This window comes from Zoogloea sp., from assembly GCF_028693495.1.
Taxonomy (GTDB): Bacteria; Pseudomonadota; Gammaproteobacteria; order Burkholderiales; family Rhodocyclaceae; genus Zoogloea.
Window position 1 is genome coordinate 1 of record NZ_JAQUVG010000028.1, and the last position, 24,533, is coordinate 24,533.

19 protein-coding genes and 1 pseudogene are annotated in these 24,533 nt (G+C 63.1%); 6 read left to right on the top strand and 14 right to left on the bottom strand.

Features of this window, described 5'->3' with window-relative positions; genetic code table 11:
- From dnaE to PHD22_RS06680, 7 genes are all read right to left on the bottom strand, one after another.
- On the bottom strand, window positions 1-3,127 hold a 3,127-nt coding region (gene dnaE / locus PHD22_RS06650), incomplete at its 3' end, for a DNA polymerase III subunit alpha (RefSeq protein ID WP_299864048.1).
- An 84-nt stretch (window positions 3,128-3,211) separates the two neighbouring features.
- Complete coding sequence (locus PHD22_RS06655) at window positions 3,212-3,370, bottom strand: hypothetical protein (RefSeq protein ID WP_299864051.1); 159 nt, start codon at window positions 3,368-3,370, stop codon at window positions 3,212-3,214.
- Window positions 3,367-3,924: a hypothetical protein gene (locus PHD22_RS06660; RefSeq protein WP_299864054.1), complete on the bottom strand. Its 558-nt coding sequence runs from the start codon at window positions 3,922-3,924 to the stop codon at window positions 3,367-3,369. The genes PHD22_RS06655 and PHD22_RS06660 overlap by 4 nt, the downstream gene beginning before the upstream one ends.
- A 62-nt stretch (window positions 3,925-3,986) precedes the next feature.
- The gene (gene rhuM / locus PHD22_RS06665; RefSeq protein WP_299864057.1) at window positions 3,987-4,154 is read right to left on the bottom strand and encodes a RhuM family protein; all 168 of its coding nucleotides are present in this window, start codon (window positions 4,152-4,154) and stop codon (window positions 3,987-3,989) included.
- Between the two features lie 118 nt (window positions 4,155-4,272).
- Window positions 4,273-6,795 (bottom strand): DEAD/DEAH box helicase family protein, encoded by a 2,523-nt coding sequence (locus PHD22_RS06670; protein ID WP_299864060.1) that lies wholly within the window; start codon window positions 6,793-6,795, stop codon window positions 4,273-4,275.
- The gene (locus tag PHD22_RS06675) at window positions 6,792-9,335 is read right to left on the bottom strand and encodes a DNA methyltransferase (protein WP_299864063.1); all 2,544 of its coding nucleotides are present in this window, start codon (window positions 9,333-9,335) and stop codon (window positions 6,792-6,794) included. The genes PHD22_RS06670 and PHD22_RS06675 overlap by 4 nt, the downstream gene beginning before the upstream one ends.
- Window positions 9,336-9,371: 36 nt before the next feature.
- Window positions 9,372-9,695: a helix-turn-helix domain-containing protein gene (locus PHD22_RS06680; RefSeq protein ID WP_299864066.1), complete on the bottom strand. Its 324-nt coding sequence runs from the start codon at window positions 9,693-9,695 to the stop codon at window positions 9,372-9,374.
- A gap of 81 nt (window positions 9,696-9,776) precedes the next feature.
- Here PHD22_RS06680 and PHD22_RS06685 point away from each other — a divergent pair, with 81 nt between their 5' ends.
- Both PHD22_RS06685 and PHD22_RS06690 read left to right on the top strand, forming a co-directional pair.
- A complete protein-coding gene (locus PHD22_RS06685) occupies window positions 9,777-10,034 on the top strand; it encodes a hypothetical protein (RefSeq protein WP_299864069.1) in 258 nt (85 codons plus the stop codon).
- A 72-nt stretch (window positions 10,035-10,106) separates the two neighbouring features.
- The gene (locus PHD22_RS06690) at window positions 10,107-10,331 is read left to right on the top strand and encodes a hypothetical protein (protein WP_299864122.1); all 225 of its coding nucleotides are present in this window, start codon (window positions 10,107-10,109) and stop codon (window positions 10,329-10,331) included.
- Window positions 10,332-10,351: 20 nt separating this feature from the next.
- On the opposite strand, the pseudogene PHD22_RS06695 reads toward PHD22_RS06690, so the two are convergent.
- The 3 genes and pseudogenes from PHD22_RS06695 to PHD22_RS06705 form a co-directional block, all read right to left on the bottom strand.
- Window positions 10,352-10,399 (bottom strand): annotated as a pseudogene (locus tag PHD22_RS06695) (hypothetical protein); the annotation flags it as partial.
- A gap of 211 nt (window positions 10,400-10,610) precedes the next feature.
- A complete protein-coding gene (locus PHD22_RS06700; protein WP_299864071.1) occupies window positions 10,611-11,906 on the bottom strand; it encodes a hemolysin family protein in 1,296 nt (431 codons plus the stop codon).
- An 18-nt stretch (window positions 11,907-11,924) separates the two neighbouring features.
- Window positions 11,925-13,046 (bottom strand): rhomboid family intramembrane serine protease, encoded by a 1,122-nt coding sequence (locus tag PHD22_RS06705; protein WP_299864074.1) that lies wholly within the window; start codon window positions 13,044-13,046, stop codon window positions 11,925-11,927.
- Between the two features lie 168 nt (window positions 13,047-13,214).
- On the opposite strand from PHD22_RS06705, the gene PHD22_RS06710 reads away from it, so the two are divergent.
- Window positions 13,215-14,276, top strand: coding sequence for a GGDEF domain-containing protein (locus tag PHD22_RS06710; protein ID WP_299864077.1), 1,062 nt, complete (start codon window positions 13,215-13,217; stop codon window positions 14,274-14,276).
- A 63-nt stretch (window positions 14,277-14,339) separates the two neighbouring features.
- Here the strand turns inward: PHD22_RS06710 and PHD22_RS06715 are convergent, their stop codons facing one another.
- From PHD22_RS06715 to PHD22_RS06725, 3 genes are all read right to left on the bottom strand, one after another.
- Window positions 14,340-14,735, bottom strand: coding sequence for a hypothetical protein (locus tag PHD22_RS06715; RefSeq protein ID WP_299864080.1), 396 nt, complete (start codon window positions 14,733-14,735; stop codon window positions 14,340-14,342).
- 1 nt (window position 14,736) lies between these two features.
- Window positions 14,737-15,711 (bottom strand): quinone oxidoreductase, encoded by a 975-nt coding sequence (locus PHD22_RS06720; RefSeq protein ID WP_299864083.1) that lies wholly within the window; start codon window positions 15,709-15,711, stop codon window positions 14,737-14,739.
- A 164-nt stretch (window positions 15,712-15,875) separates the two neighbouring features.
- Entirely contained in the window at window positions 15,876-18,170 is a 2,295-nt protein-coding gene (locus tag PHD22_RS06725) for an NADP-dependent malic enzyme (RefSeq protein ID WP_299864086.1), read from the bottom strand.
- Between the two features lie 337 nt (window positions 18,171-18,507).
- Here PHD22_RS06725 and PHD22_RS06730 point away from each other — a divergent pair, with 337 nt between their 5' ends.
- From PHD22_RS06730 to PHD22_RS06740, 3 genes are all read left to right on the top strand, one after another.
- A complete protein-coding gene (locus tag PHD22_RS06730) occupies window positions 18,508-19,278 on the top strand; it encodes a ParA family protein (protein ID WP_299864089.1) in 771 nt (256 codons plus the stop codon).
- Between the two features lie 101 nt (window positions 19,279-19,379).
- Window positions 19,380-20,924, top strand: coding sequence for an MBOAT family protein (locus tag PHD22_RS06735; RefSeq protein ID WP_299864092.1), 1,545 nt, complete (start codon window positions 19,380-19,382; stop codon window positions 20,922-20,924).
- Window positions 20,924-22,129, top strand: coding sequence for a hypothetical protein (locus PHD22_RS06740; protein ID WP_299864095.1), 1,206 nt, complete (start codon window positions 20,924-20,926; stop codon window positions 22,127-22,129). The genes PHD22_RS06735 and PHD22_RS06740 overlap by 1 nt, the downstream gene beginning before the upstream one ends.
- Window positions 22,130-22,162: 33 nt before the next feature.
- Here PHD22_RS06740 and PHD22_RS06745 read toward each other — a convergent pair whose 3' ends face one another.
- On the bottom strand, window positions 22,163-24,388 hold the full coding sequence (locus PHD22_RS06745; protein WP_299864099.1) for a UvrD-helicase domain-containing protein: 2,226 nt from the start codon (window positions 24,386-24,388) through the stop codon (window positions 22,163-22,165).
- Window positions 24,389-24,533 lie beyond the last annotated feature (145 nt).

The following is a 24,533-nucleotide window of genomic DNA, read 5'->3' on the forward strand; positions in this document are numbered from 1 at the left end:
CCACGATGCGTTCGCGATTGTTGTCGAAGATCTCCGAGAACACCGACACCTCCCGTGGCGTGGTGCCATCGTCCAGCAGCACGAAGGCGATCTTGCCCCGGGCGGTCATCTTGGCCCGCACCTCCATCACCACCCCCGCCATGGTGACGGGATCCCGGGAGGGCTCCACGTGGGCCAGGGTCCGACGGACGAAACGCCGTACCTCGTCCCGGAACGCATTGAAGGGATGACCCGACAGGAAGAAGCCGATGGCCAGCTTCTCTTCCTTGAGCTTCTCCCGTTCGCCCCAGGGGCGGACCTTGACGTAATCGACCATCGGCGCCGCCACCTCGCCGGGAATGTCGAAGAGCCCACCCTGGAGGGCATTGGCCGCAATCTGGTCGGCTGCCTCGATGGCAATGCCGACACTGGCCAGCAGTTTGTGACGGTCGGCCGGCTGCACCGGGTCCAGGGTATCGAAGGCGCCGGCACGCACCAGCGCCTCGATGACCCGCCGGTTGGCCATGCGCTTGTCCACCCGGCAGCAGAAATCGAAGAGATCCTTGAAGGGGCCACCGGATTCACGGGCGGCCAGGATGGCCCGCACCGCCGGCTCGCCCACCCCCTTCACGGCACCGAGGCCGTAGCGGATGGTCTTGGCGTCGGTCGGCACGAACCGGTAGTCGGACTGGTTCACGTCCGGCGGCAACACCACGATGCGGTTGGCAATCGTGTCTTCGTAGAAGATCTTGATCGTGTCGGTGTTGTCCAGGTCCGAGGACATGGTGGCCGCCATGAAGGCGGCGCAGTGATAGGCCTTGAGCCATGCGGTGTGATAGGTGACCACCGCGTAGGCTGCCGTGTGCGACTTGTTGAAGCCGTACTCGGCAAACTTGGTCATCAGGTCGAAGAGCTGCTCGGCGAGGGCCGGATCGTAGCCCTTCTGCCTGGCCCCCGCCGCGATCGTTTCCCGGTGCTTGGCCATCTCCTCGGGCTTTTTCTTGCCCATCGCCCGGCGCAGCATGTCAGCACCACCGAGGGTATAGCCGCCGATGATCTGGGAGATCTGCATGACCTGCTCCTGGTACACGATCACCCCGTAGGTGGGCTCCAGGCAGGCTTTCAGATCCGGGTGAAAATAGTCGATCTCCTGCTGGCCCTTCTTGCGCAGGATGAAGTCATCCACCATCCCCGAGCCCAGCGGGCCGGGCCGGTAGAGGGCCAGCACGGCGATGATGTCCTCGAAACGGTCGGGGGCGAGCTTCTTCAGGAGCTTCTTCATGCCCTCCGATTCCACCTGGAAGATCGCGGTGGTGTTGGCCTCCCGGAGAATCTGGTAAGCCGCCTGGTCTTCGAAGCCCAGGCTCATCAGGTCGGGCCGGCTGCCCGTGAGGCGCTCCACGTATTCAAGGGCCAGCTCGATGATGGTGAGGTTACGGAGACCCAGGAAGTCGAACTTGACGAGGCCCACCGCCTCCACGTCGTCCTTGTCGAACTGGGACACCGGGGTGGCGTCCTCCCCGTCGGCGATGTAGAGCGGACAGAAGTCGGTGAGCTTGCCCGGGGCGATCAGCACGCCCCCGGCGTGCATGCCGACGCCGCGGGTCAGGCCTTCGAGGGGCTCGGCGAGGCTCCACAGCTCCTGGATCGACTCGCCGTCGCTGGAGTCGCTCATCAGCTCGTTGATCTGCGGCTCCTGCTCGCGGGCGTCGGAGAGGGACAGGGGCTTGTTCTGCACCACCGGGATCAGCTTGGAGAGGCGGTCGCACAGGCCGTAGGGCAGATCCAGCACCCGGCCCACGTCGCGCACCACGGCCTTCGAGGCCATCGTGCCGAAGGTGGCAATCTGGCTGACGGCGTCCTTGCCGTAGCGCTCGCGCACGTACTCGATCACCCGGTAGCGGTTGTCCTGGCAGAAGTCGATGTCGAAGTCGGGCATGGAAACCCGCTCCGGGTTCAGGAAGCGCTCGAACAGCAGGGCATATTCGAGCGGATCCAGATCGGTGATGTTGAGGGAATAGGCCACCAGCGAACCGGCCCCGGAACCCCGCCCCGGGCCCACGGGCACACCATTGTTCTTGGCCCACTGGATGAAATCCGCCACGATCAGGAAGTAGCCCGGAAAGCCCATCTGCACGATGGTGTCGGTCTCGAACTTGAGGCGCTCCTCATAGCGCTGCCGCTGCCTCTCCCGTTCCTCCGGGTGGGGATACAGCTGCTGCAGACGCGCCTCGAGCCCCCGCTTGGCTTCGGCAATCAGGAAGTCATCGAGGGTCATCCCATCGGGGGTGGGGAAAAGCGGAAGGAAGTTCTTGCCCAGCTGGATCGTCAGGGAGCAGCGGCGCGCAATCTCGACGCTGTTTTCCAGGGCCTCAGGGATATCGGCGAAGAGCTCGCACATCTCTGCCTGGGTCTTGAAATACTGCTGCTCGGTAAATTCCTTGGGGCGGCGTTTGTCGGACAGCACGTAGCCCTGGGCAATGCACACCCGGGCCTCGTGGGCCTTGAAATCCTCGGGCCGGGTGAACTCGATGGGGTGGGTGGCCACCACCGGCAGATCCAGCCGGGAAGCCAGCTGCAGGGCTTCCCGGATGTAGGTCTCGGTGCCTGGATGCCCCGCCCGCTGGAGCTCGATGTAGAAGCCTCCGGGAAAACGAGCAGCCCAATCCGCCGCCAGTTGCTCGGCCATCCGGGTGTTGCCGTTGGCCAGGGCCTGGCCAATATCCCCGTCCTTCGCCCCGGACAGGCACAGCAGGTCACTGGCCGTCTCGGCGGTCAGCCATTCCCGGCGCATTTCGGCACGCCCCCGGTACTTGTTCTCCATGTAGGCCCGGGTGAGCAACTCGCACAACTGGCCGTAACCCTTGCGGTTCTTGCAGACCAGCAGCACCCGGCTGGGCTTGTCCCGGTCGGCATCGTGGGTCATCCAGGCATCCACGGCGCAGATCGGCTTGATGCCCTTGCTGCGGGCCGCCTTGTAGAACTTGACCATCCCGAACAGGTTGGTCAGATCGGAGATGCCCAGCGCGGGCATGCCATCGGCAGCCGCCCGGGCAATGGCGTGATCCACCTGCACGATCCCGTCAGAGATCGAATATTCAGTATGAAGGCGGAGATGGATGTAGCGGGGGGAGTGGAATTCAGACATCCCCGGATTCTAGTAGGGCCGGATTCATCCCGCCAGCGCGGGCTGCTCCGGATTGAAGCGGGCTTTCATAAGCTCATGAGCACATCACTTCGCCCGCGGCAGACGTTTGACCCCCTCGGCCACCGGCTTGACCTTGCCCTGGGCAAGCTGTTCTTCGCCATGTTGCAGGATGGCCTGCTGCGTTTTGGCCTCTGCATCCTGGCGAACCCAAGTGCCCACCACGACCTGCTCGGACTTCTTCATTCCTCGCTCAGCAAGCCGGCTTCCGACCAGAAATGATCGAAGTCATCGCCCACGCTCCAGCCCACGCCCTGCCCCAACTGGCGCACCCGGTCGAGCCTGGCCAGGAAAGGCGCCTGCTGCGCCTTGGGTAAGACCCGCACGTATTTCAGCGCCTGTTCGAACATTCGCACCAGCGCGTCATAGAAGCCTTCGTCGTCCATACCGCAACCGGCCAGAAAATCGAACACCTCCTCGCAGTAGAAAACCGCGAGTTCGGCCAAGCCTTCAGGCTGCCCCAGCGCCTTCCTGTAATCGCTGATGGCTTTCTTGGCCTTGCTGACCGAAATCGGGTTGCGCAAGTCCGGCGGATTGATCCAGCGGATGATCACATCCTTGTAGGGCTCCAGGGGGTCATCGCCCAAACCAAAACGGGCGTGCAGAAAAACCTTGTTGTCCTTGCTGGCGGCGTACAGGTCTTGCACCAGCCCCAGCAAACCGGCACGGTCGAAGTCGGCCAGCTTGGTTTTGACATCGCTCCAGCTCGGTGTGGCTTTGGTGGGTTTCTTCGTTGCCATGGGCTTTAGCCTTTGTCCGTGTCGGCTGCATCGCCGGATTCAATGCGCTCATCATCCATCACTTAGGCCTTGATGGTGAACTGTTCGATGATGCCTGTGGCCCATTTGCGGAACTGGACCGCGCGCTCGGAATTCACCTTGTAGCCCACCGCGATGATGGCGGGCAGGCTGAGCACGCCCATCATCTTCTGGGTCAGCCAGATGCTCTCGTCCGCGTACACAGCCTCCACCCCCCCTGACCGCTGGCGGCAACGAAGGTCAGGTACTCGGCCGCCGAGGATCGGACGAGGGAAACCTCGGATTTCTTGGGCGGCTGGGATGGTTTACCTGATTTCATGCCCGACCTCATTACGTAGCTGGACTTGCAAACAACTCATCGAGCTGCGGGTTGCTGGTGATCAGCAGCAGCTTCTTGATCTTGGCCGCCTGGTTGATTTCCAGGCGCGCGAAATGCTCGCCACCAGCCGAAGATTGCTTGCGGATCAGTTGGATGCGCCCGAATAACCCGCCGTGCTTTTCCGCAAACTTTGCCAGCCCGACGGCCTTCTCAAAGTTGTCACTCAAACTAGGGTCGTGGGGCTCCAGAATATCGATGGCGTATTCGCTACCGCTTTTGCGCACCACGACCAGATCCGGAAACATCGGACGCACGTCACCACCCGTTTCATACGGAATTTCGAGTGACCACGGCTTGCGATCCAGATTGCGCAACCAGCCGACCACTTCAGGCTTGGCCAGTTCTTCCTTCAATACCCCAGCCTCCCAACTGCCCAGCTCGGCGCGGAACTGGCCATTGCCTTCCACATACAGATGGCGCTCCCAGAGGGGATCGGTCGGCAGTCGTTTGAAGTCGATGGATGCAGGCAATTGCCATGGCACCTCGTTGGGCTTGGCCGTAGCCAGCCGCAACTTCTCGTAGTTGGTGCGCCGCTGCTCCTTGAGTTTGTAGATGGCCTTCTTGTGCTGGTCGTAAAGACCATCGAAGGCGGTTTCTGCCAACGATTCCAGCACTGCCATTTCTGCCGCGTTGCGTGCCAGGACGATGGCCTCGACCTTGACTTCCAACGCATCGCGATCGGCGTGAGCACGCCAATACTCCATTTGCAGGCCATGACTGAAGGCGCGTCCAGCTTCTTCAAACAGCCGATCAATGTCCACATCCGAGGCATCGATGTGATAGTCCGCCGTTGGCTCTGCCACACCCGTGCCGTTGTTGACAGCCAAGGTCCGCAGGCCAACCTGCGTGATCGCTTTGGCCGCAGCATCGAACTGGTCTGCCGCCTTGATCGCGGCGATCCGCTGCCCCATCCACTCAACAATCTGCTGCTTGGCGTGGCCCCAGGAGTCGTCATCAATCTCATCGATGGTCAGACTGCGCGAGATGGCCATATACCGGCGCAGTGGGCTTTGTGCCCGAGCGGCATTCACGCGGTAGGTGATCAATTCGTCGAGTGCCGCAAAGATGGACTCGCAGCCCTCGCGCCGCTTGAGTACCACCAAGTTGCGGCTAGAGCCCGTTTCGGCAGGCGGCACATCTTCGGCGTTGTGCAGCGAGGCCACCACGCTTTCCACGGCACCCGTATCGAAGTACGGTAAAAACAGATGCACATCGTTGAGTGCAGCATCTTTTTCGATACGGCGTGCCAGCGGTGTGCGCACCATCCGGCCCAGCAACTGGGCAATGTAGGTGTGATCTTCCGCACGGCGGAACGACATCATCACTTCGGCGCGCGGGCAATCCCAACCGGTGGACAGGCTGGTCTTGAAAAACACCACACCGATGTTTTTGTCGGCATCGATGCGCGAGGCTTCCACCTTGCGAACCCGGCGGCCGCCCACATCCAGGTCACCCGTGTCATGCATCGCGTGGGCCACTTCGCCTTCGTTCAAGCGACGGCCAATGGCACTCTCGATCACCGTCAGCGCTGCCCCGAGGTCAGTCTTGGTCAGTTGCCGGTCCGAACCGTTCTCAACCTGAACCACCAACACAGGCCAGATGGTGTGCTCTTTTTCGTCATGGCAGTACGCGCCCCATGCTGAAGTCATCTGCCCCCAGCGCCGTGCCGCTTCTTCCAAAAGCGCCATCTCAGCCGTGGTGGTGGCTTCAGGGTGATGAATCAGGATGCGGTCTTTCAGCAGGCCAGACTTGCGCACCTCCTCCGCCGGCACGGCCACCTTGTGCGTGGTCACGGTGTGCTCGGCATTCGCAATCAAATCCAGGAATCGCTTGGGCGTGGCCGACACCCCAATCACCATCGGCATCTTGACCAGGCCAACCTCGGGGTAACCCAACAAGAAGCGCTGCATCAAGGTCTGCGCAGCCTGCGCACCCTTGCCCGAAGTCATGCCGCGGTGCGCCTCGTCGATCACCACATAAAAGCGGTCGGGAATAGCGCACGCGGTGTTGGTCAGCGTCTCCCAGATCAGATGCTGCCGTCCGTCGCCACGGTTGGTCAGCGGCTGATTGATGGCCAGCTTCTGTGTGTTGATGAAATAGATGCGCCCACCACCCAGCCGGGGCGCGTCAAAATGCGCATCGATGGTGATGAGCTGGTTGACCCGGTACACCTTGTCCGACTTGCTTTCGATCTTGAGCTTGGTCTGCTCGTTAAGCTCGGGCATGTCCGACACCCACAGGATCACGGCATCCGGTTGCTGCGCCCAATCCAGCGGCCAAGCCAGTTGATCGTCAGGCTCGTCCAATATGGCCTCGAACAGCGCCGTCATCATGATCGTCTTGCCGCTGCCCGTGGCAGCCGAGAAGGCGACTACTTGCTGGTTATCCGGCGACACGCTCTTGCGGGCGCTCACCAAGGCATCGCGCAGTTTGCCCAGCGCGTCTTTCTGAAAATCGAACAGCGTAACCTTCATGCCCGCGCTCCCTGTGTGTCGGTGTGACCGGCAGCGCGGTCCTGATTCTTGTTGATCATGAAATTGAGCAGGTAATCGCGGTACAACTGCACCACCGCCAAGCCGGGGTTGGCCTTGCCCGCCACCTCGCGCACGTCCTGCGCCATGGTTTTGAAGGATTCGTCCGCATCAGTGACGATGAACACCTGCGACAAACCGGTGCGGACCTCCAGCGATTTCAACAGGCGGCCCATGCGGGTTTCATCCAGCAGCACCACAAAATTGCTACCCTCCGGCGCAAACAGCACCGGCTCCGGCTCGCCACGCTTCAACTCGGGCCGCGGCCCCACAGCCCCTGCCTTGAGCCACAGCAGCGGCAGGATCTCGCGGAAGGCACGGCGTAGCGACACCCGTTCCTTCTCCAGAAAATCCAACTTGAAATAAGCCAGGTTGGCAGCAAAGCCCGCGCTCATCGGGCGCTTTTCTTCCTCCGGCACCAGGATCGACCCGAGCAGTTCCACCACCTGCGCTTTCAACTGGTCAAACACGCGCTTGGTGGGCGTGACGATGTAGAAGTCGGTGATGTGCTCTTGTCCATCCAGCGCCTCCAGCCAATCCTCCGCGGCCGCCGGGTCAAACAGCACAGTGGCCTTGTGGTCCTCCGACACGATGAAGCGGCACGGATCTTTCACCAGCGTCTGCGGCAGGCCATCGATCAGCGCCACCACCTGCTTCTTCTTGGTCGGCGTATCGAGTTGCGCCGGATCGACAAAACCGATCTGCGTAAAGCTGCGCGCTTTTGCGCGCTCCACGGTTTTGCCGGTCAGGTATTCGCCGGTCAGCACCGAACCATCGTCGCGCTGGCCGAGGATGGTGTATTTGCTGCGCGGCCAGGTCACCGAACGGCAGATGCCTTGGGCCTCCCACTCTGTATCGCCGGGTTGCAGACCGCGGGCGCCCAGTGCCGCAGCCTCCTCGGCCGAGACTTCGTTATTGGTGACCAGGATGCAGCGGCGTGACCCGCCATCGGTGGCGTTGAGCAGGTTGACGGCATTCAGCGTGGTGCCACTGCCAGCGAAGAAATCGATAACTATTCCATCTGGTTTGCTGCCAACCGTAAGGCGTAATGTGTCAGCAACCGAATACAGTGATTTCGGGAATGGGAAGGTCTTGCCAGGAAGCATGGCGCCAACGAGGTTGGTTCCATGCCAACCTGCGTGGTGCGAGGGCCTATTCCATACAGTTTTTGCAACTGTTTTCCGACCAAATGCAAGCTCGGGATTAGGAACAACGATTACGGCACCTTGCGAATCGCGGCCAGTGACCAGAATTTCTCCAGCTTCAATCTTTTGAATGGCGGCTTTCCCGAGGTACCAAACCGTTCCCCGACCTTCATCGGCCCGGTATTCGCCTAGCCGTACAAAGCCCTTCCGGAACAACTGCCGAAGATATTCTGGCGATGCCCGCCAGTTTCCTTCGGTCCCATCGCTCTTGAGAGGCCAAACCGCAACTGATCCGTTTGGTATATCCCAAGCTGAGCGCGGGGTTCCAAGCGGCTTCGAATCCCCTACTGCGATAAGTTCACGAGAGGCAGGCTTGATGAAAACAGGGTAAAAAAGTGCGGGCCGATCTACTCGGCGAGAATTTGTACCGCTCCGCAGCAGCGACTCCCAGCGGACGGTGCTTGGATTGTGAGATGGCTTGTCATTCAGCAAGTCATCGGCAACAAGTGGGGGTTCGGCAGCACCGAAAAACAAGAAGTACGCGTATTCCTCAACTCGGGCAAGTTGCTGCTTTCGAGTCTGCCCTGGTGCATTGATAACGATGGTAACCATCTGCATCCGTGCATCTGGAAACATCTCCTCAAGAAGCATGCCGAGGTGAATGTATTCCTTTTCATCAATAGTAATGACGAGCACTGAGTTGTCAGGCTTAAGCAACCGCTTGGCCAGCTTCAGCCGCTTTTCCATAAAGGCCAGCCACTTGCTGTGCCGCCAGCCATCGTTACCGTCCACGTAGTCGTTGTTGTATTTCCAGTCCCGCGCGCCGGTGTTGTAGGGCGGGTCGATGTAGATGCAATCCACCTGCCCGGCATACAGGTAATCCAGCAGCTGTAGCGCGTGGTAGTTATCCGCCTCGATCAGCGTGTGCCAGGGCGCATCGGCTGGGCCATTGGCCACGGCATCCACCGGCACCAGCGCGGGGAAAATCGGCTCGCCAAATTCCCGCACCACCAGCAGTTCATCCACCATGAACTGCACCGGCTCTGCCGCAGCGCGGGTGGGTTCGCTGGGATGCGTTTCATTACTGGGCTTGACGCAGGTGGCTACGCCCGCATGGATGGACTTGATTTGCCACACATCTTTCAGCGCACCCTGACGGCGACACACCAGATCGCCCTTGTGCGGCTTGGCACCGTAGAGCGGCAACAACTCGGGCAGGTGGTCTTCGAACACCAGGCCAAATTTCTTTTCTTTCTTGGCGTTGTCCCACTCGGCAGTGAGGCGCTCGCGCAGGCGGGGATCGCTGATTTGGGCGATCAGGGTATCAATGGCAGACAAAAGCTCCCCCTTGTTGTTCGTTGGGCCGTGCCGGGTTCAATCCAGCACCACCAGAAATTCGGTGGCCAGCGCAATGGGCTGGGTTTCGCGGGCGTTCTTTTCAATGGCAACCAGCCCGTAGCCTTCCATCATGCGCAGCGTGCGCGACAGATTGGGCACTTGCCGCCCCGTCAGTTCCGCCAATTCGGTCAGCGACTTGGGCTTGCGCTCGTGAATCAGGCGCAGCATGGCCCGGTTGTCTTCCGACAGTACAGCCGCCATGGTGGCCATGGACGGAAACCAAACGGTCGGGGCGTACTGCCCCCGGCCTTCCGCTGCCGACGCATCGGCACGACGGACACCCACAACACAGCGCTTCATCGCAAGTTACCTAGTGGTTTACTCATCGATCTAAAGTATATCAATGTGACACAACTATAGGCAGTGTATTCACTTGGCTTCTTGATCGTTCAGCGCCTGAATGGTGGCGTCATCCACCAACCGAGGCGCCCCTCAACGAACACCAAGACCACCGCTATCGATGCCTATCTCGCCCGCGTCGCCGCCATCCACATCAAGTGGGTCCAGCTGCAGGAACTGGCTAACGACCACTTCGGCCACGACCCCGAGGCCATCCACTGGGGCCACGTCGGTGACCTCGGACGGGTGAATCAGGCGCTGGATGACTTGCTGGCGATCTTCGACGGCCAGGCCAAGTAAGGGAGGCCACGATGGAGGCCCTGCTCAAACTCTCCCCGGTCCAAAGCCTGCTGCTGCGTAGCGTCGCCCGCCATGCCGATGGACGCCACCGGTGACCTCCAGCTTCTGGAGGGCATCCCTGTGCGCCCTGGCACCAAGCTCGCCTCGCTGGCGATGGCGCTGCGCCGCCCGCAAGGCGCGACCAAGCTCCAACTGATGCTGGCCACCGGCATGGCCGACCGTCACACGGCCTCGCACTCCTGCATCCACGCCGGGATGTCGCGCTGGCCATGCAGTACGCGCCAGACGTCGATGTGATCGGGACGCTCGACGTAGAAGACGATGTACGGGGAGCGCGTCAGCAGCCAGGCGCGCAGCCCGGGCAAGTTGAGTTCGTGCGCGTAGGGAGGCGAACCCGTTGCCGGGTGGCGGGCTTGCCGGCCTTGCGCACCCGATCACGCAGGCCTTCGAAGTAGCTGGCATCGGCGGGTGCCGCCGGTGCCGAGGCTGCTCCGGCCAGCAGCAGGTTGCGCAGTTGCAGGCGGTCTTGATCCTACGCGGGCGGCTCCGCAGGCCCTGGGCGGATACCCCGCCGTCCTAGGTGAGGGCCGCATCACTCCTGACGACCAGCACTTGATCGACCCGGTGGCTATCCACATCCAGCACCTCGAAACGATAGCCGCCGAACGCCACCCGATCCGTGCGGCGGGGGATCTTGCGCAGGTGGTACATCATGAAACCGGCGATGGTTTCGTAATGTTCCCGGTTGGGATCGTCGATCTCCAGCACGCGCATCAGGTCGGCTGCCGCGGTGGCACCATCCACCAGCCAGCTCTTGTCGTCCCGGCGCAGGATCTGCTCCTCCTGGACCTGCTGCACATCTTCTCCCACCAGGGTCCGGAAGATGTCGTTGAGGGTGATCACCCCCACTACCAGCGCATACTCATTGACAATGGCTGCAAAGTCTTCGCGGGCCTCCCGCAAGTGCTCCAGTACCTCGGACAGGTTCAGCGTGTCGGGCAGGGCCAGCAGGGGCTGGATGGGCGCATCCCCCCCCATCGACAGGGGCTGGCCGGCAAGCACCCGGTTGAGCAGATCCTTGGCATCCACATACCCCACCACCTGGTCAATGCCCCCGTCACACACCGGAAAGCGCCGGCAGGGTCGGCTGGCGATCTTCATGCGGATGCTCTCCTCACTCTCCTGAAGGGTAAAGAAGATCACGTTATCCCGCACGGTCATCGCCGAGGGCGCCGTACGATCCTCCAGATCGAACACATTCTCGATGAGCGCATGTTCCTGCTCCGCCAGCACGCCGGCCTCGGCACCCGCTTCCACCACCGCGATGATCTCGTCCGGCGTCACCGTCTCATTGCGGGCGGTGGGCAGGCCCAGCACCCGGAACACCAGATCGGCGGCGGCGTTGTAAAGCCACAGCAAGGGCCTTGGCCAGCGCACCAGGGCCGCCATGGGGCCCGCCATGATCATCGCCATGCGCTCCGGATCCGCCATGCCCAGACGCTTGGGAATCAGATCGGCGAACAGGATGAAAAGGGAGGTCACCAGGGTAAAGGAAAGGGTAAAGGCCGCCGGGTTCAGATACTCCGCCGGCAGCACCGGCCGCAGCAGCTCGGTCAGCAGGGGCGAAAAGGCCCCCTCGCCCACGATGCCCCCCAGGATCGCCACCGCATTCAGACCGATCTGCACCAGGGTGAAAAATGGCCCTGGCTTGGCCTGCAGGGCCAGCACTCGGGTCGCCGCCCCATTGCCTGCATCGGCCAGCACCGTCAGGCGCGCCCGGCGGGACGCCGCGACCGAAATCTCGGTGAGTGAAAAAAACGCCGAAGCCGCCACCAGCAGGGCAATCAGCAGAAGATCCTGAACAAGATTCATGGCCCGCTCACCCTCCCTTCAACGCCCGCCAGGCGCCATCGACTGGCGCAGCCGCATCTGGAGCAGGATGTTGTCGGCCTTGAGCTGCAGGGTCCGGGCCCGCTCCAGCCAGATTTCCTGACGACTCTGCAAGGCCTGCACCAGCGCCTGGGACGCATCCCGGCGGGCCGACGCGTAGTGGATCAGCTCGGTTCGCTGCCAGTCGCTCTCCCCGGGCGCCCGCTCCCCGGACAGCAGGGCGATCTGCCGCTCCCAGCGGGGGATGAGCTCGTCCTCCAGGGTATCCAGCGCCGCGGCCTCACTGACCTGCCGGGACTGCACCGCAGCCAGCAAGGCCAGCTGCTCCCGCTGCAGCTCCTGATCTTCAAGGGCAAAGTGCTGGAGGGCCTGCTGATACGCCGACCCCCGTTCCAGGGCCTGCGCCACCGGAGGCGTCTGCTGCCACAGGGCATAGCCGATCAAGCCGCACAGCAGGAGCCCTCCCAGCGCCCGGGGGCTGCCCCAGGCGACCGGAGGCGTCTCCACCAGGGGGCGGGCGAAAGCCAGCCCGAGGATGGCCCCCGCCAGCAGTCCGCCCAGGTGGGCTGCATTATCGATGCCCGCAATCGAAAACCCGGCAAACAGGGAATAGCCGAGAAAGGCTACGGTACCCGAGCGCATCTCCCGGAACACCTCTGCCGGCACCGAACCCCGCTGGTGCAGCAGATAGGTCAAGAGGGCCCCATAGACTCCGAACACGGCCCCGGAAGCCCCCACACTCACCGGCCCCTGCCGCCACCACAGGCTGGCAAGACTGGCGAGCAGCCCCGCAACCAGGTACAGCACCGCAAAGCCCACCCGCCCGAACAGCCGCTCCACCACCTGCCCGGCCTGATACAGGGCCAGCATGTTGAGTCCCACGTGGAGAAGTCCGCCATGCAGGAACAGGGCCGTCACCAGGCGCCAGCGCTCCCCGGACTGGACCGCGGGGGCGAAATTTCCCCCCAGGCGGATCAGCACGTCCGACGGGATCTGCATCAGACTGCCTGCAAGCGCCGCCAGCCCCAGGAAAACCAGGCTGTTGGCCACCACCAGGGCCAGGGTCACGTCCGCGCGCCGCACCCGGGAAAACAACAGATTGATGAACGTGTCGTAATTCAAGGCAGCCAGCGGACTCGACAAAAAGAAGACCTGATTATACGCCCCGGCCGAAGATCCCCAGCCTGCGCCGGAGGGCCGCAACAGCGGATGCGAAATCATTTTTCCGAGCCTCACCAGCCGCCCCGATCTCCGCTACACTGCCCGGCTACCTCGCTCAAGCCGGACATCATGATCCACGTCCTCAAGCATGTCGAATCGATCACCCAGCACCGGGACCGCACCTTGCTGGAGCTTGGGGTCGCGTCCGCCCTGTTCGAGCTGGTCAAGGCCCGGGAGGTGAACCTGTACAAGACCAGCGAGCACCAGGACAGCATCTACATCACCCGGGTCACCCACGTAGGCCAGGACGGCATCCGCTACATCAAGTCCGAATTTGACGAAACCGAAGCCGCCTGGCCCCTGACCAGCCGCCCCGAAATGCGGGCCTGCGTGGAAGAGTCCCACATCATCCGGCGCCAGGATCCGGTCACCGGTCATCACATCCACTGCTTCCCCATCGGCGTGGATCACCGGGTTCTCGGCATCCTGGAGGTCATCTGCAGCCAGCCGCTCAACGACGAGGAGCTGGGCACCGCCGAAGGCTTTCTGGGCCTCTACCGCAACTATCTGAGCCTGCTGGACTACAGCGAACGGGACACCCTCACCGGGATGCTCAATCGCAAGACTTTCGATGAAAACCTGAGCAAGATCCTGTCCGGCCTGAACGGCAGAAAAGCCGAAGCCGCAGCGGACATCCGACCGGATCAGGAGCCGGAGCGCCGCCAGGACGACGAGCTGCGGCATTACTGGCTCGCGGTGGTGGATGTGGATCACTTCAAACGCATCAATGACCACTTCGGCCACCTCTATGGCGATGAAGTCCTGCTCCTGCTGGCCCGCATCATGCGCGACGCGTTCCGCCACCAGGACCGGCTATTCCGTTTTGGCGGGGAAGAGTTCGTGATCATCCTGCGCGCCACGAGCGAAGCAGAAGTAAGCCGCGCCCTGGAGCGCCTGCGCGCCAAGGTGGAAACCTACCCTTTCCCCCAGGTTGGCCAGGTGACCATCAGCATCGGCTATACCCAGCTGCGCATCACCGACAGCATTCCCGAAATCGTCGGCCGTGCCGACGAAGCCCTCTACGTGGCCAAGGAGCAGGGCCGCAACCAGATCTGCCATCACGAAGCCCTCCTCGCCTCCGGCCGCCTGGCCCTCCGCGACAAACCCACCAGCGAGCTCGAGCTTTTCTGAACCCACCCGACAGGCGGAACGCACGGCCCCGTGAGCGGGCCGGGCTCAGCCCGCCCGCCCGCCTCACTTGGTCGCAGCGAGGGCGGGCAGTTCCTTGAGGGCCTGCTTGCGTTCGCCCTCGGCCACAAAAATCATGGCCTTCTGCTCATCCGCCAGAGGCGCTCCAAGATCCCGCTCCAGGGAGCTGTAAATGCGGGACAGGCGGTCGGTCAGGCGTCCCTTGGCGGGAATCGCCCGGACGACCTGGCTGCGGCTGGCCCCCGAAATGCCCATCACCTTTTGCACGAAGGCATCCTCGATGCGGCGGGCCTCCGCCTGCAGGAATGCCGCCTGCACGGGGGTCAGCACAGCCGGCGGCCTGGCCGGTGGCGGGCTCTGGGCCAGCGTCGGCGCCGCAGCCCCCAGCAGCAGGGTGATCAGGACAAGGCGCAGGAAATCCGCTTTCATGTTCAGTGACATCTCAGGGAACCAGGATCGTGGAGCCCGTGGTCTGCCGCGCCTCCAGCGCCCGGTGGGCTGCGGCGGCCTCCTGCAAGGGAAAACGCTGATGGACGGCCACCCGGACCTGCCCGGCCTCCACCACGGCAAACAGGTCATTGGCCATCGCCACCAGATCTTCCCGACGGGCGGCGTAAGCAAACAAGCTCGGCCGGGTCAGGAACAACGACCCCATCCGGCCCAGCAGCCCGGGATCGACAGGCGCCACCGGCCCGGAGGCGTTGCCAAAGGTCACCATCATGCCCAGGGGCCGCAGGCAGGCCAGGGAGTCCATGAAGGTATCCCTGCCGATGGAGTCATACACCACTGGCACGCCCGCGCCGCCGGTGATCTCGCGGACCCGCTCGGACACCTTTTCCCGGGTGTAGACAATCGGGTGGTCGCAGCCATTTTGACGGGCCAGCGCCGCCTTTTCGTCCGAGCCCACCGTACCGATGACGGTTGCGCCCAGGGCCTTGGCCCACTGGCAGACCATCAGGCCCACCCCTCCCGCAGCGGCATGGATCAGGATGGTATCCCCCGGCTGAACCCGGTAGGTCCGGCGCAGCAGGTACTGGGCCGTCAGCCCCTGCAGCATCATGGCGGCACCCTGCTCGAAGGAAAGACTCTCCGGCAGCACCAGCAGGCGATCCGCAGGAATGTTGCGGACTTCGGCATAGGCCCCCAGGGGTCCTCCCGCATAAGCCACCCGGTCCCCCACGGCCACCTCGGTCACCCCCTCGCCCACCGCCTCCACGACACCCGCGGCCTCCATGCCGATCCCCGAAGGCAGGGGCACCGGATACAGACCGGAGCGGTGATAGGTGTCGATGTAGTTGAGCCCGACAGCATGATGTCGCACCCGAGCCTCTCCCGCCGCCGCCGGCGGCAGATCCGCCTCCACCCATTCCAGGACTTCCGGACCACCAGTACGTGCAAAACGGATCAGACGGGACATCACGTGCTCCTTGCGTGGGATCAAACGGACCCGATTGTACCGTAGGGGCCTCCCGGTCCGGATCGCCAATCGCAACAACGGCCCGGCAGGGAAACCTGCCGGGCCGCTCGGACACCGCAGCAGCGTCCGCCAGCACCAGGCCGGCGGACGGACTCAAGCCCTTCTCAGACGGACTGCTCGCGGCGCTGCTCGGCAGCATCCACCACCGCCAGGGCAGTGATGTTGACCAGACGGCGCACGGAGGCCGACGGGGTCAGGATGTGCACCGCGCGGGCACTGCCGAGGAGGATCGGGCCCACCGAAACGCCATCACCGTTGGCCACCTTGAGCAGGTTGAAGGCGATGTTGGCCGCGTCGAGGTTCGGCATCACCAGCAGGTTGGCTTCGCCGTGCAGGGTGGACTCCGGGTGCAGGCGATCACGGATCTCCGGGGAAAGCGCCGCATCACCGTGCATTTCACCGTCACACTGCAGATCCGGAGCCTTCAGGCGCAGGATGTCGCGGGCCGCCCGCATCTTGCGGGACGAGGCGCTGCGGGCGCTACCGAAGTTGGAATGGGACAGCAACGCAGCCTTGGGCTCGATACCAAAACGCTTCAGCTCATCCGCCGCCATCATCGCGATCTCCGCGGTCTCTTCGGCGCTCGGGGTCTCATTGACGTAGGTATCGGTAATCGCCAGGACCCGGTTTGGCAGCAGCAGGATGTTCATGGCCGCAAACAGGCCGGCGCCCGGCTTCAGACCAATCAGGCTCTGGACGTGATCGAAGTGCTGGTCGTAAGTCCCGGTGGTGCCACACACCAGGGCGTCCGCATCCCCCCGGCGGAGCAGCATGCAGCCGATCAGGGTGTTGTCGGCACGCAGGGCCTCCCGGGCGGAATCCGGGGTCACACCATCCCGGCCCATCAGGTGGTAATACTCCTGGCACAACTCCCGGTAACGGGCGTCGGACTCCACATTAACCACATCAAAATCCCGGCCTGCCACCAGATTCAGGCCGAACTTCTCGATCCGCATGTCGATCACCGCAGGACGGCCGATCAGGATCGGGCGGGCCAGGCTCTCGTCCACCACCGCACGCACGGCGCGCAGCACGCGCTCGCTCTCGCCCTCGGCGTAGAGCACGCGCTTCTTGTCGTCAGGAACGGCCTTCGCCAGGGTGAACACCGGCTTCATGATGATGCCGGACTGGTACACGAACTCGTTGAGGCTCTGGACGTAGGCCTCCATGTCGATCTTGCGGGTCGCCACACCGGAATCAATGGCGGCCTGGGCCACGGCGGGAGCGATCTTGACGATCAGGCGCGGATCGAAGGGCTTGGGGATCAGGTAGTTGGGGCCGAAGGTCAGGTCGGCACCACCGTAAGCCTGCGCCACCACGTCGGACTGTTCGGCCTCGGCCAGCTCGGCGATGGCCTTCACGCAGGCCAGCTTCATCTCTTCGTTGATCTTGGTGGCGCCGGCATCCAGCGCGCCACGGAAGATGAAGGGGAAGCACAGGACGTTATTGACCTGATTCGGGTAATCGGAACGGCCGGTGGCGATGATCGCGTCCGGGCGCACTTCCTTGGCCAGTTCGGGAAAGATTTCCGGCATCGGATTGGCCAGGGCGAAGATCATGGGCTTGTCACCCATGGTCTTGACCATCTCGGGCTTGAGCACGCCCGCCGTGGACAGGCCCAGGAAGATGTCGGCGCCGACCAGCGCATCCGCCAGGCTGCGGAACTCGGTCTTCTGGGCGTAGCGGGCCTTGTTGGCCTCCATCTTCTCGTCGCGTCCGACCCAGATCACCCCCTTGGAGTCGCACACGAAGATGTTTTCGCGACGGATGCCCAGGCCGCACCAGAGATCCAGACACGCGATGGCTGCGGCGCCGGCGCCGGACACCACCACCTTCACCTCCTCGATCTTCTTGCCCACCACCTTCAGGCCATTGAGCATGGCAGCGGCGGAAATGATCGCGGTACCGTGCTGATCATCGTGGAAGACCGGGATATTCATCCGTTCGCGGAGCTTCTGTTCGATGTAGAAGCACTCGGGTGCCTTGATGTCTTCGAGGTTGACGCCCCCCAGGGTCGGCTCGAGAGCGGCAATGATGTCGATCAGCTTGTCCGGATCGTTCTCTGCCAGTTCAATATCGAAGACATCAATATTGGCGAACTTCTTGAACAGGCAGCCCTTGCCTTCCATCACCGGCTTGGACGCCAGCGGGCCGATGTTGCCCAGACCGAGCACCGCTGTACCGTTGGTCACCACGGCCACCAGATTGCCCCGGGAGGTGTACTCCTGAGCGTCAGCAGGATTCGCCACGATGGCGTCACAGGCAGCAGCCACGCCCGGAGAGTAGGCCAGCGCCAGGTCGCGCTGGTTGGTCAGGCCCTTGGTCGGGACCACCGAAATCTTGCCCCGGGTCGGAGCGCGGTGGTATTCGAGGGCGGCGGCAATGAAATCCTTGTCCATGTTCTCTCTTCTATGAAAACGGCAGACCGTCGCCGGGCCACGATCGGAAACACCGAAAGCGGCCGGATCAACAACGATCGTGGCCAAAACCTGCGTTAAATGCGGTCAAACATCCATCAGAACAAACTTTTCAGGGCAACCAGGCTGGCAGGACTCGACCCTGCAGGACCGCTGGCGCTTCATCGACGGCAGAAATCGATGAAAACTTCGTGCTATTTAAATAAGAGTTTACCCGACCTATGCCAATTACGCACCTTCGGTAATGACGGAACCGGGGCCAAGCCATGGCACAATCCCGCGCAGACCGACCGCACATCCAACCCAGGGGAAAAATTCAATGCGACGCGTGGTGTTCAACCAGAAGGGCGGCGTGGGCAAATCCACCATCACCTGCAACCTGGCCGCGATCAGCGCCCAAAAAGGCTTGCGGACGCTGGTTGTGGACCTGGACCCCCAGGGCAACTCCTCCCACTACCTGCTCGGCGACGCCGCCGACGATGCCAGCGAAACCCTGGCGGGCTACTTCGAGCAGACCCTGAGCTTCAAGTTCAATCCCAGGAAGACCGTCGAGTTCATCCGGCCGACCCCCTTCGCCAACCTGTCCATCCTGCCCTCCCACCCTGACCTGGAGGACCTGCAGGGCAAGCTGGAATCCCGCTACAAGATCTTCAAGCTGCGGGACGCCTTGGACGAACTGGCCGGCGACTTCGACGCAATCTTCATCGACACCCCGCCAGCCCTCAATTTCTTTACCCGATCGGCGCTGATCGCCACCCGGCTGTGCCTGATCCCCTTCGACTGCGACGACTTCTCCCGCCGGGCCCTGTACTCGCTGCTGGAAAACGTGCGGGAGATCCAGGCCGACCACAACCCGGCTCTGGAGGTGGAGGGCATCGTCGTGAACCAGTTCCAGCCCCGGGCCAGCCTGCCCCAGAAGCTCGTCCAGGAACTCATCGACGAAGGCCTCCCCATCTTCAAGACCTATCTGTCCAGCTCCATCAAGATCCGCGAAAGCCACGAGCAGGCCAAACCGATGATCCACCTGGACCCCAGACACAAACTCGCCCAGGAATTCATCGCCCTCCACGACGAACTGCGCACCGCCTGAGGGCTTGATCGCCCCGCCGCCCCCTGCAGGCCAGGATGCAGCCTGCCCGCTGGGGATACACTGCGGCACCCCTTCGACGCACCGAGACACCGGCAGGGCCCATGCTGTTCAACTCATACGCCTTCCTGCTTGCCTACCTACCGGTCACCCTGATCGGCTTCTTCACGTTAGGACGCCTGGGCAAGCAGGCCGGAGCGGCCTGGCTGGCCGCCTGCTCCATCTTTTTCTACGCCTGGTGGGACACCACCTACCTGACCCTGCTGATGGGCTCCATCTGCGTCAATTACCTGCTCGGCGGACAGATCGCCCAGCATGCCGGCACCACCCGGGGAAAGCAGCTGCTGGGCCTGGCAGTCGCCGGCAACCTGGCCCTGCTGGGCTATTACAAATATGCTGATTTTTTCCTCGGCAGCCTCAACACCCTCCTCGGCACCCACCACCCCCTGCTGGACATCCTGCTGCCCATCGGCATTTCCTTCTTCACCTTCACCCAGATCGCCTTCCTGGCCGACGCCTTCGCGGGCAAGGTCACCGAATACCGGTTCATTCATTACGTCCTGTTCGTCACCTACTTCCCCCACCTGATCGCCGGCCCGGTCCTTCACCACAAGGAAATGATGCCCCAGTTCGATGAGGACAGGAATTACCGGCCCGACTCCGCCAATTTTGCGGTCGGCCTGAGCATCTTCGCCATCGGGCTGGCCAAGAAGGTGCTGATTGCCGACAACCTGGCCGAATACGCCAACCCCATCTTCGCACCCGACGCCCCCGCACCCAGCCTGCTCATGGCCTGGGGGGGAGCCCTCGCCTATACCTTCCAGCTGTACTTCGACTTCTCCGGCTACTCGGACATGGCCATCGGCCTGTCCCGCCTGTTCGGCGTGCGCCTGCCGCTTAATTTCAACTCCCCCTACAAGGCGAGCAACATCACCGACTTCTGGCGGCGCTGGCACATGACCTTGTCACGCTTCCTGCGGGACTACCTGTACATTCCCCTCGGCGGCAATCGAAAAGGCCCCCTGCAACGCCACATCAACCTGATGACCACCATGTTCCTGGGTGGCCTGTGGCACGGCGCCGGGTGGAACTTCGCCATCTGGGGCGCCCTGCATGGCGCCTATCTGGTCATCAACCACAGCTGGCAGGGGATCGCCCACCAGATCCCCGTTCACCTCCCGCCCCGGCTGACCCGGCTCCTGAGCTGGAGCCTCACCTTCCTGTCCGTCGTGCTGGCCTGGGTGTATTTCCGCGCACCCGACCTGGACAGCGCCCACCGCATCCTGCTCGGCATGCTGGGTCAAGCGGGTGTGGCGCTGCCGGATGCCCTGATGAGCCGCCTGGGTCCGCTGGCAGGCCCGCTGGAAGCCCTGGGGGTCACCACCTTCCTGGGGGGAGGCAGTCAGTTCATTGCCACCTGGAGCTGGGTGCTGGCCGCAGGAGGCATCGCCTTCTTCGCCCCCAATACCCAGGAGATTCTTGGCTACCACACCCCGGCCCTGAATGCCGATCCGCTGCACCCGATCGTTCCCGCCCGCCGTCTGGCCCTGCAGGGCACCCGCCGGGAAGCCATGCTGATCGGCAGCCTGCTGGCCCTGGGCATCCTCGCCCTGAGCCGTCCTACCGAATTCCTGTACTTCCAGTTCTGATGCCCCTACCCTGGTCTTCCTACCTGCGCTGGATGCTCGGCAGCCTCCTGGGGGTGCTCTGCCTGACGGGGAGCATCAACGCCCTGATCGACCCCCTCGACGTCACAGGCAGCCCTACCATCCGGGGCATCAACGCCCTCAAACCCTACCTGGACCACCACCGGGAACTGGCTCGCTGGCAACGCGCACAGCGGCTCTGCGCCAACACCGGGATTCTGGGCAACTCCCGGGCCGAGATCGGCTTCGACCCCCTCCATCCGGCCTTTCAGGGCGTCGGGCTGAGCGCCTTCAATCACGCCATTCCCGGTTCGCGGCTGCATACCAGCCTGCAACAACTGTACTGGCTCGAGGACATCGGCTGCCTGCCCGGAACGCTGATCATCGGTCTGGACTTCTTCAACTTTCTGGGCGGCACATCACTGCAGGAAGTGCCACTCCCCCGCCCTGGGCCCCCACCCGCCATCGGCCTCCCCTTCCTGGCAGAGAACATCCTCTCCATCAGCGGCCTCGGGGACGCCCTCCGGACCCTGCGCATCCAGCACACCCGCAACCCCGGCATCCTTACCGAGCGCGGCTTCAACCCGCTCCTCCCGTACATTGACGAAGTGGCGCACGCAGGGCATTCCCCGCTGTTCCGCCAGCGGGCCGAGGAAAATCTGGGCCTATGGACCGCCAAGCCTCCCCGGCTCGCACCCGCGGAGGGCGGTCCTTCATCCGACCTCCTCGCCCTGGAGGCCATCCTGGACCTGGCCCAGAGCAAGGGCAGCACGGTACATCTGGTGATCTACCCCTACCACGCCCAGATCCGCGGAATGATGGAGAAAATCGGGCTCACACCCCTCTTCCTGGAATGGAAGCGCCAGATGAACACCCTGGCGTCCCGACGGCAACCGGGGCAGGCCCCCCTCGCCCTGTGGGACTTCAGCACCCTGAGCGAGGAAACCCGGGAAGCCATTCCTCCACCGGGGGACCGGACAACCCGGCTCCATTATTACTGGGAAGCGGGGCACTTCAAGAAAGAGCTGGGCGACAAGATCCTCGAACGGATACTACTGAACCAGGGCGAATTTGGCGTGCGTCTGGATACCGCCAGCATCGAACACCACCTGGCAGAAGACCAACGCAGCGTCACCCGGCTCGTCGCCACGCCCTCCCCCCTGATGACCGACATCGAGGACATCCTGAGCAGGCACAAGAAGCACTGAAACGCCCCGCCCGGATTCAGGCCGCCTGGTCTGCTACAGGGGCGAGAGTTTGGCGACGGCGAGCATCAGCCATTTGGTACCGGCATCGGCGGCAAACTTCACCTGCACCCGGGCGTCATTCCCGCTGCCTTCGGCAGCGACGATCACGCCATCGCCAAAGCGCACGTGGCGGACGCTCTGGCCGATCCGCAGCCCCCCCAGATCCCGGGACTTCTGGGGCGGAGGCGGTGGCATGGCCGGCGTCGCCGCCTTGCCCGGGCCGGGCGTGTAATACCGGGTGGAAGGCTCGACCACGAAACTCTTGCGCGGATTGGGCGGCGTCAGCCACTTGAGCAGAGCTTCGGGGATTTCCTCGAGGAAACGCGAACGCATGTTGTAGCGCACCTGCCCATGGAGCATCCGGCTCTGGGTGAAGCTGACATACAGGCGCTTGCGCGCCCGGGTCACCGCCACATACATCAGACGGCGCTCCTCCTCCAGCCCGTCGGCCTCCCGGGCGCTGTTCTCATGGGGAAACAGCCCCTCCTCCAGTCCCGACAGGAACACCACGTCGAACTCGAGCCCCTTGGCCGCATGCACCGTCATCAGCTGGACCGCCTCCGTTCCCACGTCGGCCTGGTGATCCCCCGCCTCCAGGGAGGCATGGGCCAGGAACTCCGCCAGCACCGCCGCCGTCTCGGCAGGCAGCTCCCCCGGCGCCTGGCCCGCCCCCACCTCGGCACTGAAATTGGCCGCAGCGTTGACCAGTTCGTCCAGGTTTTCCAGGCGTTCCTGGCCCTCCTTTTCGTTCCGGTAATGGGCGCGCAACCCGGACATCTCGATCACATGGCTCACCATCTCGTGGAGGGGCAGGGCCCGGGTCTCGGAGCGCAGGCGTTCGATCAGCATCACGAACTGGGCCAGACTGGTCCCGGGCTTGCCGGAAAGATGCGGCACCGTCTGGTAAAGGGGGGTGTTCCAGGTACGGGCCGCATCCTGCAGCGCCTCCAGGGAGCGGGCACCGATGCCCCGGGTCGGAAAATTGACCACCCGGGCAAAAGCCGTATCGTCGTCCGGATTGGCGATCAGGCGCAGATAGGCCAGCGCATGCTTGATCTCCTGGCGCTCGAAGAAGCGCAGCCCCCCATACACCCGGTAAGCAATGCCACTGGAAAACAGCTGGTGCTCCAGCACCCGGGACTGGGCGTTGGAGCGATAGAGCAAGGCCATGCCCGCCCGGCTGGTGCCCTCTCGCACCAGCGACTGGATTTCCTCGACGATCCAGCGGGCCTCGTCATTGTCGGTGAAAGCCTCATAGACCCGGATCGGCTCACCCGCCCCCTGATCGGTCCACAGGTTCTTGCCCAGACGCGCCGTGTTGTTGGCGATCAGGGCATTGGCAGCGTCCAGGATGTTGCCGTGGGAACGGTAGTTCTGCTCCAGGCGGATCACGTCGGTCACCCGGAAATCCCGCTCGAAATCCCGCATGTTGCCGATTTCGGCCCCCCGAAAGCGGTAGATGGACTGGTCGTCATCCCCCACGCAGAACAGGCAGGCGCCTTCCTCCCCACCCCCACCGGCGAGCAGCTTGAGCCACTGGTACTGGAGCACGTTGGTGTCCTGAAATTCATCCACCAGGATGTGCCGGAAGCGGGCCTGATAATGCCGGCGGATCGGCTCGTTACGCTCCAGCAGCTCATAACAGCGCAGCAGCAACTCAGGGAAATCCACAACTGCCTCCCGCTGGCACTGTGCCTCATACTCCGCATACAGCTCGACCCGGCGGCGGGTGTAATCGTCCCAGGCCTCCACCGCAGCCGGGCGCCGGCCGGCCTCCTTCTGGCCATTGATGAAGTGCTGCAGATCCCTGGGTGGAAATTTTTCGTCATCCACGTTCAAGGCCTTGAGCAGACGCTTGATCGAGGCCAGCTGATCACCGGAATCAAGAATCTGGAACAACTGGGGTAGCCCCGCATCCCGGTGATGGGCGCGCAGCAAGCGGTTGCACAGACCGTGAAAGGTGCCGATCCACATGCCCCGGGTATTGATCGGGAACATGGCCGACAGGCGGGTCAGCATCTCCTTGGCCGCCTTGTTGGTAAAGGTGACCGCCAGAATTCCCTGAGGGCCGCACAGGCTGCTCTGGATGAGCCAGGCAATGCGCGTGATCAGCACCCGGGTCTTGCCCGAACCCGCCCCCGCGAGGATCAGGGCATGTCGGGACGGCAAGGTCACCGCGGCCAGTTGTTCGGGATTCAGGTTGTCGAGGAGCTGGGACATGGGGCGCGAAAGAGAGAACAGCAACAACGTTCATTCTAACGCTACTGACTGAATATATAGGTGCATCGCCCGCAAAAGCCCCGCTGGAGCCTTATTGCGGTTTACCCCTAGCTGCCACAAAAAAACAGCGCAGTGTTGTGAAAAC